Origin of the sequence: Sulfitobacter marinus (assembly GCF_900116285.1) — a bacterium.
Classification (GTDB): domain Bacteria; phylum Pseudomonadota; class Alphaproteobacteria; order Rhodobacterales; family Rhodobacteraceae; genus Sulfitobacter; species Sulfitobacter marinus.
This window is the reverse complement of sequence record NZ_FPAJ01000003.1, coordinates 246,348-259,408: the sequence shown is the minus strand read 5'-3', so window position 1 is coordinate 259,408 and position 13,061 is coordinate 246,348. Positions and strand designations below refer to the sequence as shown.

At 53.9% G+C, this 13,061-nt stretch carries 10 protein-coding genes; 7 read left to right on the top strand and 3 right to left on the bottom strand.

The genetic code is table 11. From position 1 onward, the window contains the following. Positions 1-100: 100 nt before the first annotated feature. The 3 genes from BM347_RS10115 to BM347_RS10105 are packed head-to-tail and all read left to right on the top strand — an operon-like array spanning position 101 to position 4,091. Positions 101-2,599, top strand: a complete 2,499-nt coding sequence (locus BM347_RS10115) for a glycosyltransferase (RefSeq protein ID WP_093916345.1) — start codon at positions 101-103, stop codon at positions 2,597-2,599. After that, positions 2,599-3,333, top strand: coding sequence for a CatB-related O-acetyltransferase (locus tag BM347_RS10110; RefSeq protein ID WP_093916344.1), 735 nt, complete (start codon positions 2,599-2,601; stop codon positions 3,331-3,333). Before BM347_RS10115 ends, BM347_RS10110 begins: the two co-directional genes overlap by 1 nt. After that, on the top strand, positions 3,330-4,091 hold the full coding sequence (locus tag BM347_RS10105; RefSeq protein ID WP_093916343.1) for a sulfotransferase family 2 domain-containing protein: 762 nt from the start codon (positions 3,330-3,332) through the stop codon (positions 4,089-4,091). The genes BM347_RS10110 and BM347_RS10105 overlap by 4 nt, the downstream gene beginning before the upstream one ends. A gap of 8 nt (positions 4,092-4,099) precedes the next feature. Here BM347_RS10105 and BM347_RS10100 read toward each other — a convergent pair whose 3' ends face one another. Then, positions 4,100-5,023 carry a glycosyltransferase gene (locus BM347_RS10100; RefSeq protein WP_093916342.1) on the bottom strand — a complete coding sequence of 308 codons (924 nt, stop codon included), beginning with the start codon at positions 5,021-5,023 and terminating at the stop codon, positions 4,100-4,102. Between the two features lie 81 nt (positions 5,024-5,104). Between BM347_RS10100 and BM347_RS10095 the strand changes: the two genes are divergently transcribed. From BM347_RS10095 to BM347_RS10080, 4 genes are read left to right on the top strand one after another with little or no spacing between them, the layout of a single operon-like run. Next, the gene (locus BM347_RS10095; RefSeq protein WP_093916341.1) at positions 5,105-6,460 is read left to right on the top strand and encodes a KpsE/RkpR family capsule polysaccharide export protein; all 1,356 of its coding nucleotides are present in this window, start codon (positions 5,105-5,107) and stop codon (positions 6,458-6,460) included. 9 nt (positions 6,461-6,469) lie between these two features. After that, positions 6,470-7,126: an ABC transporter ATP-binding protein gene (locus BM347_RS10090; RefSeq protein WP_093916340.1), complete on the top strand. Its 657-nt coding sequence runs from the start codon at positions 6,470-6,472 to the stop codon at positions 7,124-7,126. A gap of 29 nt (positions 7,127-7,155) precedes the next feature. After that, the gene (locus tag BM347_RS10085; protein WP_093916339.1) at positions 7,156-8,070 is read left to right on the top strand and encodes a sulfotransferase; all 915 of its coding nucleotides are present in this window, start codon (positions 7,156-7,158) and stop codon (positions 8,068-8,070) included. Continuing rightward, complete coding sequence (locus BM347_RS10080) at positions 8,070-8,882, top strand: ABC transporter permease (protein WP_245764241.1); 813 nt, start codon at positions 8,070-8,072, stop codon at positions 8,880-8,882. The genes BM347_RS10085 and BM347_RS10080 overlap by 1 nt, the downstream gene beginning before the upstream one ends. A gap of 32 nt (positions 8,883-8,914) precedes the next feature. On the opposite strand, the gene BM347_RS10075 is transcribed toward BM347_RS10080, so the two are convergent. Next, complete coding sequence (locus tag BM347_RS10075) at positions 8,915-11,449, bottom strand: calcium-binding protein (RefSeq protein WP_245764240.1); 2,535 nt, start codon at positions 11,447-11,449, stop codon at positions 8,915-8,917. 79 nt (positions 11,450-11,528) lie between these two features. Continuing rightward, positions 11,529-12,929, bottom strand: a complete 1,401-nt coding sequence (locus BM347_RS10070; protein WP_093916613.1) for a DUF2793 domain-containing protein — start codon at positions 12,927-12,929, stop codon at positions 11,529-11,531. Positions 12,930-13,061: the final 132 nt, after the last annotated feature.

Here is a 13,061-nt window from a genome sequence, read left to right as displayed (position 1 = left end):
CCGCTCAAAGGGCGGCTCCTTGCGCTTTTAACCTCACCTTAAGTACGCGCGTGCTGATCTGAAGTTCAATCTAAAGAACTTAGAATCGAAAAGGCTGATTTTGTATAAACAGCTCGCCGCTCTTTTTGCCCGCTACATTTCCGCGCATCTGAAAGCGGAGGGAAAGCCGCACGCGTTTTACGCATCTGATGGTCAGATCATTGGTGCGATCGACCTTATGACGGTGGCCGGTGGGCATATTCGGGTTGCAGGCTGGTCCGGCGCGACCGAGGTCGTGCTACATATGAACGGGTTCACCGCCAGCGCCCGGCCCGACCTTCTTCGCGATGATGTGGCCCAGACATATGGGCTGGATGCCCACTTGGGTTTTGATTTTTCTGTACCGCTGGGCCCCTTCAGCCTCGCTGACGTCGCCAGACTTGGCATCGTGCTTCACGGCGCAGATCCATCGCAACAAACGATTGGCCGGCCACTGCCAATAAAGCGTATTCGCTGGATTCAGATGCGCATCTTATTCACCTTTGTTTGGCTCATGCTCATTCAAACACCGTCCGCAATCGGCTGGCTTGCTACCCGCGATCCGAAATATCGCGCGCGCATAAAACAAGGGCTACGCCTGACCACCGCGCCAACCTCTCTCGCGCTTGATCCCGCATTATTTCGCGAAAATGATAGCCCTTCTCCGTTTAAACCAGACGACAGCATTACAATTATAATGCCTGTTTTTAATGCTTTTGATCTGCTTCAAGACGCGCTCAGGCGCATTAAAGACCATACTGATTTGTCTTGGCGTTTGATCTTGGTCGAGGATGCATCGACAGATAGCCGCGTACTCCCGTTTCTTAGGGAGTGGAAAACAAATAATTCAGAGCAGGTTATCCTATTAGAAAATAAGGAAAACCTCGGCTTTATCCGTAGTGTAAACCGCGCCTTTGAGCAGGCGCTGTTGTGGACCAATCCGGTGGTTTTATTGAACTCCGACGCGCTGGTTCCCGCCAATTGGGCCTCGCGACTGATCGCCCCCATCAAGCTGCGCAAGCACGTCGCCACCGTCACCCCCATGTCAAACAATGCCGAAGTTTTTTCGGTCCCTTTGATTTGCCAACCTCAGGAATTAACCACCCGGCAAGGCGACATAATTGATCAAACAGCGGCATCTCTAAATCAAGCGTCAGGACTGATTGAAACCCCCACCGGCGTGGGTTTCTGTATGGCAATCAACTTTGCATATCTTGCCAAGAACCCAAGTTTTGACACGGTGTACGGGCGTGGCTACGGGGAAGAGGTTGATTGGTGCCAGCGAGTTAAAGCAATGGGCGGCCAACATCTAAGCGCTGGTAATCTGTTCGTTGAACACCGTGGCGGTGAAAGCTTTGGGAGCGAAAAGAAACAACAACTCATTGCGGAAAACAATAGGAAGGTCAGGCACAGATTTCCGCATTTTGACAATGATGTTCAACGCTTTATTCAGTCTGACCCGCTACGCTCAACGAGGCTGGCGCTTAGTCTTGCGTGGCTGGGCGCGCAGGACGCCTATCCTGTATCGATCTACCTTGCGCATTGTATGGGCGGCGGTGCCGAGGCCTATCTTGCCAATCGGATCACAACAAAACATCACGCCTTGGGACGGTCAGCAGTGATACTACGGGTCGGCGGCAAACAACGATGGCAGATCGAGCTTGTCACACCCGATGGCACAACTTCCGGTCACACTGACAGCCTTGATTATGTTTTGCAGATGTTGGCCCCAATCGCCCGCCGTCGCATCATATATTCCTGCGGCGTTGGCGACAGTGATCCGGCATCTTTACCCGATGCGCTGTACAAGCTGAGCAATAATGGCCGTCACACGATCGAGGTTTTGGTGCATGACTATTTCATCATCTCGCCGTCTTACACATTGCTGGATGATGCCGGGATATATCATGGTGTTCCAACAGTTCACGATGGCCCGGACCTCTCAGACTCTCAGAAAATACCACTGCAGGATTGGCAAAAATCTTGGTCTTACCTGTTAGACCATACGAAAGACATCATTACATTTTCGTCCAACAGCGCAGAGATCGTGAAGACGGCCTATCCCGCGATCTCTGACAAGATTTCAATCAATCCGCATCAGCTTTTACAGCAGGTCCCCGTTATTCAGTCGCGCCCTACCCACACGCGGCGGGTCATCGGCGTGCTTGGTGATATTGGTCTGCAGAAAGGTGCGGGACTTATCCACGACCTTGCTCTGACACTTGATCAAAACGATATCGGTCTCGCCATCATCGGGAATTTTGACGCCGCATACCCGATACCTTCCTCCATTCCGGTTCATGGGCGTTACCAGATTGAAAGCCTTCAACTTATTTGCGACCGCTACGGTATCACAGACTGGCTTATCCCTTCGATATGGCCTGAAACCTTCTCGTTTACGACGCACGAAGCGTTGGCCACCGGATTACCTGTTCACGCCTTTGATCTAGGTGCCCAGGGCGATGCTGTCTCCAAGGCGAACAATGGTTTCCCGATCCCGTTCACCAAAGGCGAGCATCAAAACGCGAACCTCAAGGATCATTTCCGCAAGACACCGTACTCGATCGAAAGCGCCGCGTGATGCCCCAGATATCGGTACCAATCAAAAAATTGCAGGCTGCTGGGGTAGAGGTCTTGAACCGCGGTGGCCCCAACGTGAAGCTTCCCGAGCACAGCATTATTGAAACACCTGCCAGTTTGAAATGGACGCAATATGAGCATTCCCTCGAATTGGGTGCATTTTCCTATCAGGTTTCGGGATACTGTTTTGCCGCGCGCATTGGGCGGTATTGTTCATTCGGCGAGAGCGTTCAAATCGGGCGGCAGAACCACCCGACACATTGGGCATCGACGAGCCCAGCCTTTTATCTGGGTGACAAGCTGTTTGACCTCGGAGACGGGTTTGCAGCAGCTGAACATTATCACAACTACAAGTTCACCTTCGAAGGACCGCCAACAAAGGTAAAAATGTCGAAGGTGGGGAACGACGTCTGGATTGGCCATGGTGCCTATATTGCCGCTGGTGTTTCGATTGGTGACGGTGCCATCATCGGTGCCCATGCTGTTGTGACACGCGATGTCCCGGCCTTTGCCGTCGTCGCCGGAAACCCCGCAAGCATCAAAAAGATGCGGCTGCCAGCCACGTTGATCACCCCCATGCTGCGCAGTCAGTGGTGGCAGTTTGCCCCGTGGCAAATGGATCATCTGGACCCGTCCGACCCGGCTGAGTTTTGCAAGGGTATCCACCAGATGCTTGGGGACACACCCCCCTACGAACCTGAGAAAATTGACCTAAGAAAAAGCGACGCATCATGAAGAAAATCATCTTTCTTCATATCCCGAAAACCGCCGGGCAAACCGTCCATTCAGAGCTTGCCCGCGTTGTGGGTGAAGACCAGACATCGCCGGTCAGAGTCCACAATCAAGCACCTGACGACGGGCAATTCCCCCCCGGTTACACACTCTATTCCGGCCACTTGGATTGGGCCGGTTTGGACCAATTCGACGCTGATTGTTTCGCTTTTACGATCCTGCGCGATCCGTTCGAAAGAATTGCCTCGTTTTATTTCTATCTGCTTCAAAAATCGCTGGATACTGATCTCGACACCCTGAACGCTCCAGAGAATATCGGATTAAAAACCATCAAGGAACGAATGGTGGATGACTACTTTTTTGGTGGGGACGCGAATTGGCAGCAATTCATCCGTGATCATTACGACAATTTCTATTGCGCATATTTCGCGACACGCAAAATTCGTGGGGCCGCGCAGATAGCGCATATCTCGACCCGCGAGCAGTTAGCTTTAGCAGAAAAGGGCGCCGCGCAGCTTGACCGCGTTTATGCCATCGAAAGCCTCATGGCGCTTGAGAAAGACATCGCCCAGCTAACCGGCCAACAGATTTCAATTGTCGACAAGCGGGTGAATGTCGGACCGAAATCCCAAGGATCTAAACGATGGCCCCAACTCCTCGGCCAGATCGAAAGCGACGCGAACAAACAAAAGCTGGCAGACTTTTGCGCCACTGATGTCGAACTTATGCAGCGGCTTTGCACGCATGGGGTCTTATTATGAACCGCGCATCACAGCTTTCCCAACCTTGCCAGCGCCCGCAGGGCAAGATCCCCACCCAGACTTTGGCGGTAAACACCAATCGATTTCGGGACTACCCGCCCATCCGATGCCGGCTGCGCCCGCCAGTCGATAAAATCGAACAGAACTCGACGGTTCTGGCGGGTCAGAATTGGCGACAAGTCCGAAAGGGCGCGTACATTGCGATCCACCCATTCCGCAAACACGCGTCGCAACACAATTGCGGCGCGCTGTCCTGCATGGCTGCGGTTGGAGCCCAACAAATTGTTGTCATGTTGCCGGTACAAAAGCCCGGGCCTCGCGTCATGAATAACATCAAATCCGGCCCCGGTCACCGTCTGGTACACCCACCAGTCATGGAAGGGGACGCCCTCATTCAGCACGAGGGGCAACGTGCTGGTCAACAATTCGGTCACATCCGGGGGCATCACAATCGTATTGCCACGCAAGATATTCTGAACCAATGCATTTCCGAAGCCGAAAGGGCGCTGATAATCCGGCGATATGCCGATCGGGTTCAGGGCGGCATCTGTAAAGATACTGCGGCAGGCATAGATCTGCGCCCCCGTCCCACGCCAAATCATATTAACCGCCCGCGCCAGTTTATCGGGCATCCACACATCGTCCTGGTCGGCAAATGCGACCCACGCCCGCGTCAATTCGGGGCGCGACAGCAACGACATAAAGTTTCGCGCGCACCCCTGGCCCGGCCCCGTCACCAGTTGAATATCTCGGTCCGGATGGTCGGCAGCAAACCCGCCGACATGCACCAAAGTATCGTCATCCGATCGGTCGTCGCTGATCCACAAGGTCCAGTCTTGATGCGTTTGGGCAAGAATGGACTCAAGCTGAGCCTGAATATACGGCCCACCATTTTTCGTGCACAGCAAAATATGAATATGTGGCGACTCCACAGCCCCAAACCCCTAACACCAACAATCACCCAGCTACCAGAAACCACAGATCGATTAATATTCGGTATGCAGGCTTAGCAGATGGCACGCACACACCCCCTTCAAAGCCAGGCTGCTGAACGCGCCGAAAACCTTCCCCATGATGTTCGCAAAGCGTTGAAGATCCGCGAGCGCAAGGAAGCGCTGGCGCGTGTAGAAGAACAGCGCGACATCAAAAAGGCCGCGCTTGCCGCGAGAGGGCAATTAAATGTTGAGAAAGCTAACCAAAACCTGCCTGCGGTCCCTCAAACACCGGACGTAGTCGCCCCTCCGGTGCGTCCGGCCCGCATCAAGCCCCGCCACCGGTTCATTTTTTTAAGCTTTGTTATCTGCGTCTTGGGTACAAACTTGATCGCAGCTTGGTACCTATGGGAACGCGCGGCAGATCGATTTGTCTCTGTCGCGGGTTTTTCGGTCCGTGCCGAGGATTCGAGTTCAGCCATTGAGCTTTTGGGCGGCATGGCTGAGCTGCCGGGTTCCGGCTCCCCGGACGAGGATATTCTTTACGAGTTTATTCAAAGTCAGGATCTGGTGCGTACCGTCGATAACGCGCTTGATCTACGCCGTCTGTGGTCAAAGGCAGATCCGGACATCGACCCCGTTTTCAGCTACCACCCGCCCGGATCAATCGAAGATTTGACCGATTACTGGCTGCGCATGGTCAGCGTATATAACGACAGCAGCACCGGACTGATCGAACTTGAAGTCCAAGCGTTCACCCCGCAAGACGCCCAAGATATCGCGCGTTTTATCTATGATGAAAGCAGCAGGATGATCAACAGATTGTCCGATATCGCCCGCGAGGATGCGACGCGGCTGGCTCGAGAGGAGCTCGAGACCGCGGTTCAGCGGCTAAAAATCGCCCGATCAGATATGACCAAGTTTCGCAACCTGCATCAGGTGGTCACCCCCGAATCGACGCTTTCGATACAGACGGGATTGCTATCCTCGCTTGAGATGCAACTGGCAGAAACCCTTATAAGTCTTGATATGCTTGGCCAGATCAGCAGCCCCAAAGACCCCCGTGTCAAACAAGCCATCCGGCGTCAAGGCGTGATCGAACAGCGGCTAAAGCAAGAACGGGCAAAGCTGGGGATCGGTAGCGAAGACGGGAGTGTCGACAACCCATTGGTCGATCTGGTGGGTGAGTTTGAAAGCCTCATGGTTGATCGCGAGTTCGCCGAGCAATCCTATGCCGCGGCCCTTATCGCCTATGATGTTGCCGTATCGGAATCGCGCCGCCAAAGCCGGTATTTAGCCGCTCACATCCAACCAACCCTTGCTGAAACGTCGATTTACCCCGACCGGTTGCTTACCATTGCGCTTGTAGCGCTGTTCAGCCTACTGATCTGGGCGATCATGGTAATGGTTGGCTATTCATTAAGGGATAGACGCTAGAAAAAGCCGATGATCCTTCTGCAAAACCTATCGAAATCCTATTACCTTAACGGCAATCGCAAGGTGGTCGCAGATCGCATAAATGCGACTTTCCCCAGCCGGGTTTCCGTAGGTTTGCTAGGGCGCAACGGGACGGGTAAATCAACCTTACTACGTATTATCGCGGGCACGGCAGACCCCACTTCCGGCGCGGTGCTCAGCGATGGAAATGTCTCGTTCCCGGTCGGGTTTTCAGGATCATTTCACCCGGATATGACCGGGGCCCAGAATACCCGTTTCGTCGCACGTATATACGGTGCGAACAGTGATGCACTGATGGAATATGTCGCCGATTTTGCCGAGTTGGGACAGCAATTTCATGCGCCAATCAGATCGTATTCGTCAGGCATGCGATCACGACTGGCCTTTGGAGTATCGATGGGCCTGACCTTTGATACCTATCTGATTGACGAAATAACGGCCGTGGGCGACGCCGCATTCAAACGCAAAAGCAAAAATGTATTTGCCGACCGGATGTCGAGGTCAGGATCTATTTTCGTCAGCCATTCCATGGGGTTAATGCGCGAAATCTGCGACGCCGGCGCGGTGCTCGAGAACGGTAAACTGTTTTACTTTGACGATATTAACGAAGCGATAGAACTGCACAGCTACAATATGAAACCCTGATCTCACGCATTTGGACAAGGTGACATTTCATGCCAAATCCTGCATTTCCATCAACAGCCACAATGGTTTTTTGCATTGGCGCGCAAAAAGCCGGAACGACATGGCTGTATGATGCCTTGCGGTGCAGTGACCAAATACATTTTTCGCGCAACAAAGAACTGCATTATTTTGACGTCATCGCTGGCAAAGGGCAGCAGATGTTAGACATGCGTGTGCAGGCCGCCACAATTATTGCCAAGCGGTTGATCCCGCAACTTGGTAACCGAAATTGTGCGAACCTGCGCCAGTTACGTGATCTTACAGACCTTTTGGGAATCTACACATGTGAACCCAATGATCATTCCGCGTATCTGGAATATCTGCTTGAACATTATAAAGATCAGCAAGTCGTCTGTGATATCACCCCCGCCTACGCGATTTTGGACCGTGAAACCTTTGCGCAAATGGGTCAGATCGGGTCAGCAAAATTCATTTTCATCCTACGAGACCCGGTCACGCGGATGTGGTCGCAAATCAGAATGGCAATCAAAGCGGCCTCCCCGCCCGCAACTTCGTTTCAGGATGCATGCATAGCCCGCGCTCAGCACCTGATCCAAAGCGGCCGCCTGCCAAAGATTGAACGCGCTGATTACAAACGCACAATAGTCGAGCTTGAGGAAGCGATACCGCCAGACCGCATCAAGTATGTATTTTATGAAGACATGTTTAACCCGGCCAGCATGAACAGCCTATGCGGTTTTCTTGGGATTGGACCCATCGAAATCGAACCGCAAAACCATAGTAATATTGGCACTTCGGCAGCCATGCCCGCGGAAATTCGCGCGGATTTCTGCAATGCCTTTGCCACACAATATGACTATATTCACGGCCGGTTCGGCGGGATGGTTCCCGATAGCTGGGCCGCAGAATGCCGGCCAGATACCAGCGTGAACAGAACTGGCTAATGGCCGTCAAACCCATCACCCCAAATTTACGCCCTGTAAACCGCCCACAGTATTTTATGGCGGCGCGCACAATCAGTGCCCTGATACTGCGCGAAATGACGACAAGCTATGGCCGATCTCCAGGCGGTTATCTTTGGGCGTTGGCCGAACCGGTTCTTGGCGTCGCGCTACTGTCGGCAATTTTTTCAATCGGCTTTCGTAATCCGATGCTGGGCACGAATTTTGCAATGTTCTATGCGACCGGTCTGCTGCCTTTTTTAATGTTCAACGATCTCAGCACAAAAATAGCGCAGGCAATTAACTATTCAAAACAATTGCTTGCCTACCCCCGCGTAACATTTATTGATGCCATCGCAGGGCGGTTTATTCTGAATTTTCTCACGCAGATGCTTGTCTGCGTTATTGTATTTTCTGGCATCACTCTGATCTTCGAAACCCGAACCACACTTGAGTGGAAACCGATCATGTCTGCGCTTTCGATGACTGCTTGCTTTGGGCTGGGGCTTGGGACGTTCAACTGCTTTTTGATGTCCATGTTTCCAATCTGGCAGCGCATGTACAGCATTCTCACCAGGCCACTGCTGTTGATTTCCGGTGTGATCTTTACCTTCGAAGCGGTGCCGCAGCCCTATCAGGATTGGCTTTGGTATAATCCGCTTGTCCACATTACCGGGACAGTGCGCGCGGGACTCTACAACGGTTATCACGCCACATATGCAAACCCGATCTATGTCTATGCTGTTTCAATTCTGCTTTGTTTTTTCGGTCTCGTCTTTCTGCGCCGTTATCACCGCGACATTATGGAACTTTGATAGCTGCAAAAAACTCAAAGCTGCGCGTGCAATCACATAACCTCAAAATCGTTATCCAAGACACTGATAGATGTCACATTCAGCAACTCAAGTGTGTTACCGTTTCCAAAGTCAAACGAAACAAAACCGTCGCCGTTCACGCTTGCATATGCTGTCAGTTGTGACAGGCTCCGTTCGCCGCCACCCCACAGCATTGCATCCAAAACCAGCGTATCAATTTCGTTTTGAAAGTCTGTAATCTGATCTTGGCCTGACCCAAAAAAGAACTGGTCTGCACCGATCCCACCGGACAGGATATCGTCGCCAGCCCCGCCATCCAAAGTATCATGACCTGCGTTCCCTTTCAGCAGATCATTCCCGGCCCCACCATCAAGGATATCTGACCCATTGTCGCCCTGTAAACGATCGTTACCGGAACCGCCGTCAAGCGTATCATTATTAACTCCGCCCGCTAACTGATCGTCGCCATTTCCGCCCTCCAGCTCATCAGCACCCGCATTTCCGTACAGATAGTCATCTCCGCTTCCTCCGAATAAGTCATCGGACCCGGCACTACCGGACAATGTGTCATTGTCATTGCCGCCCCACAATTGGTCCGCATTCAATCCGCCGGTCAGTACGTCATTGCCGTCGTCGCCATACAGTCGATCAGCGCCACTATTCCCGACAATCACGTCGTTCCCGTCGCCCCCACCCAGCGCATCATACCCGTCGCCGCCCCACATGAAATCGTCGCCGTCATTGCCGCGCAACGTATCCCATCCGATACCGCCCCATAGCTGGTCATTACCTGTTCCACCTTCCACCACGTCGCTGCCCGCGTTCCCATAGAGATCGTCAGCCCCCTCGTCGCCCCTGATCGTATCATCGCCGCCCATACCATATACGGTGTCATTTGCGGCCAGCCCTTGCAGCAGATCCGACGCGGCGTCGCCGTCCAATCGGTCATTCCCGGCGGTACCCATCAGGTTCAATGCAACAGGGTTCACCGGTGTAACGGGGCTATCTGGCTCATCGGGCAACACCATATTTTGCGGAATATACGACGTGGCCAATGTGATCCGGGGAAGCATATCTTCGTAAGTGATCGCATTCCCATCTGCGCTTCTGATGGTCAAACTTTCGTCACCCAGTGTCAGAACCGCCCCGTTGCTGGTCGACTGAAACATGGATACTGGAATGCTGCGCACCAGCGACCACCCTGACAGATCAAGAGTATCCTGCGTGGTATCAAAATCGCTGATTGTATCGGCAGTACCATCAGCAGTCATGATAAAATGATCGGCCCCGCCGCCGCCCGTCAACAGATCAGCCCCAGTGCCATCCGCCAGAAAGTCATCACCAACACCGCCCGATATAGTGTCGTTTCCCCCATTGCCCGTCAGAAAATCATCGCCTGCCGTGCCGTTCAGGTTTTCGGCGGCCCCCGTGCCATAAATCGGTGTAGCCCGACCCGAGATATCGAGGGTAAACGTGCTTAAACCTGCCTCAACACCGGATGCTATCGCAAGATGCAGCGCGTTATTCTGAACAGAAAAACCAAGCGCGGATGGGGCATCCAGCGTCGTATTCAGCGCATCCACGATGGTGCTGAGGTGCACAAGCCGCCCATCTGGTGACAGCTCGAAAATTGACACGCCATCGTCAGCGCCCGCCGCTGCGACGTAAGCGCGATCATTGTGAACGACAGTCTCCAAAAGCGTTACATCATCAAACCGCGTGTTCAATGTATCAAGCCGGTGATCCGTCAGCTGCATCGTTCCATTAGCGCCCAATCGCACCACTGTTAGGGACCCGCTGGCCGATGATCCCATCACCCCAAAAGACTGACCGCCAATCGCGACGACCGAAACCGCACTGGGCCCCGCGATACCCACCCCATCGTCGGCAGAGATGCGCGCAGCCTCGGTCGGCCGGCCGCTGCTATCCAGCGTCATGCTGATCAATGCGTTTTCCGAGGCAGAGGCCACTAAAAGCTGCGGCGTGCCACCAACATGCGCCACGCTAAGCCCGGTCAGCGCGGCCTGTGATTGCGATCCTACGCCTGCATTCTGAACCTCGGTGACAGTCCCGTTAGCGTTGATACGCCAGGTCCCTACCGTATCCGAACCTCTTGTAATTCCGTATAAATATGCCTGCCCGCCCACAACTGCGACCTCGGCCCCCAGCATCTGCTGAGGCAACGTTGCACCTGTGACGGCGGATACAGAGGAGAAGCTGCCATCGGCGGCAAGGTCGATCTTCGTCAGCGCGGCATTCTGCACACCCGTCAAATACAAGCTGTCGCCAACAAGCGTGATCTTGTTGACGGACCCCGATTGCGCGGCACCTGCGATGGCACGGCTGTCCAACTGGGTCAGCCCCCCATCCGCGACGATCCGATAAGCCAGCAAATCGCCGCCGCCAAACCGCGAAGTTGTATAAAGAACGGAACCGACAGACGTATAATGGACCGCCATGTCGGTAACGTCAGTCAGAAAGAAATCTGATCTGCCCGGCAAAGTTGCTTTGTGTTCGAACGCCATTTTACCATTTCCCAGATACGTACCCGGGGTGATAATGGTCAAAATTCGTTAACCGCTGATACTAACTCTGTGGCAACTTCGTGACGTTCTTAATCAATTCTATCCATTTGGACGGGCACGTTTACACGTAAACAGCGCCGGTCTGCGTTGTCCCCGCAACGTCACCCGGCAGGACCACCGCCCCGCTATCGATCACCGCATTTGCAGATAGATCATAGCGTGTTCCCGTGGCACTACCCGCAAAGCTTTGCCCGGCAAATCGCGCGATGCTTGTATGGCTACAAACGCAAAAAGCATCTACGAAATCAGGCGTTCCGGTTAACGTTACCGTCTGCCCGTTCCCTTCAAACCGTGCGCCGTCAGATAGATGCAGGTGATAGCCCGCATCACCATCGATCCCGCATACACCACCCAAAGTCAGCCGCGCACCACGCAGCGCAACATGCCCGCCAGCGTCACCGAAATTTACACTATCCAGAGTCAAATGGCTATTCCCGCTTGCCGACACCGTTGCATCCACGCTGCTACTGTTTTGCAACCGTAGCCCGTACAGGGAAACATCCCCCTTCGCGATGATGAACGCTTGATCCGGTGCATCAATCACAACCAGATCGGGCGTCCCGGTGTTACCCTCAATCACCAACCATCCACCACCAGTGAGGGCGCAATCCACCTCAACTGGCTGCACAAGACTATAGGTGCCATCCGCCAGCTTTAGGGTGATGTCATGGCCGCCTGTGTCGATGCTCATCGCCGCCTCGACCCCCTTGGCAATCGACGCAAACGCGCCAGCGCCGGCGCTCAGCCCGTCGTTCCCATCATTGCCGAGGCTCTGATCAACATAATAGCTGCGCGGTGCGGTCAATATTTCGCGCCATCCCGCCACGGCAGTTTGAATGCGACCGCTCGCCGCATCCACGCGCAAGGCCTCGACCCAGCTTGACCCGTCCGCACTCACCTTAAGAGTGAAATCATCGCTTCCGGCGGTGCCCATTTCGGCACGCCCGCCATAGCCGGTCTGGAATAGCAAACTCGCCGTATCCCCTTGACCGGATTTGTTAACCTTCAGCTGATGCCCGCCGCCCGCATGGTTCAACAGCACAGCATCCGATGATACCGCCAGTTTGTTATAGCCGTCAAAGCTGGTTCCGATCCCCAGCCCCGGTAGATTGTTCAACTCGGGCTGTTGCCCGGCCCATACTGCCCCGTCAAAGACAACATTCGTGTTGATATCACGGGCATACGCGCTCCACCCGGCCAGAGGGGCGATAAAACGCCAGCTCGCGTCGAGGAAAACAGCGATATTGCCGCTTTGCCCCGCCCAGTCGCCCTGACCGTTTGCAGCCACCACATACCTATCTCCGTCGACGGCAGTACTGGGTGGCGCAGACTGATCCGCAGATAAGACCACCAACTGCACAATCGAATCCAAAAGGCTCAGCGCATCGTTATGAGTCACATGCTTTTGCGCTTGGGCAGGCTGAATATAGGGCATCGAAAGGATCGGCGAGGTATCAGACATGTGCGGGCTCCGTGGGTTGGGCATCAGATCGCGGCCAAGCTGCGCCAAACCGGTTAACGTGCCGTAGACCCACCGAACGCTCAGCACCCGTTTGCCTATCCTATCGATCAATGCTTTGCTGCCCTCAATCAG

Excerpts from the sequence above, each read along its gene's own strand:
- BM347_RS10110 (WP_093916344.1), top strand. The coding sequence starts at position 2,599 with ATGCCCCAGATATCGGTACCAATCAAAAAATTGCAGGCTGCTGGGGTA.
- BM347_RS10105 (WP_093916343.1), top strand. The coding sequence starts at position 3,330 with ATGAAGAAAATCATCTTTCTTCATATCCCGAAAACCGCCGGGCAAACC.
- BM347_RS10095 (WP_093916341.1), top strand. The coding sequence starts at position 5,105 with ATGGCACGCACACACCCCCTTCAAAGCCAGGCTGCTGAACGCGCCGAA.
- BM347_RS10090 (WP_093916340.1), top strand. The coding sequence starts at position 6,470 with ATGATCCTTCTGCAAAACCTATCGAAATCCTATTACCTTAACGGCAAT.
- BM347_RS10085 (WP_093916339.1), top strand. The coding sequence starts at position 7,156 with ATGCCAAATCCTGCATTTCCATCAACAGCCACAATGGTTTTTTGCATT.
- BM347_RS10080 (WP_245764241.1), top strand. The coding sequence starts at position 8,070 with ATGGCCGTCAAACCCATCACCCCAAATTTACGCCCTGTAAACCGCCCA.
- BM347_RS10070 (WP_093916613.1), bottom strand. The coding sequence starts at position 12,929 with ATGTCTGATACCTCGCCGATCCTTTCGATGCCCTATATTCAGCCTGCC.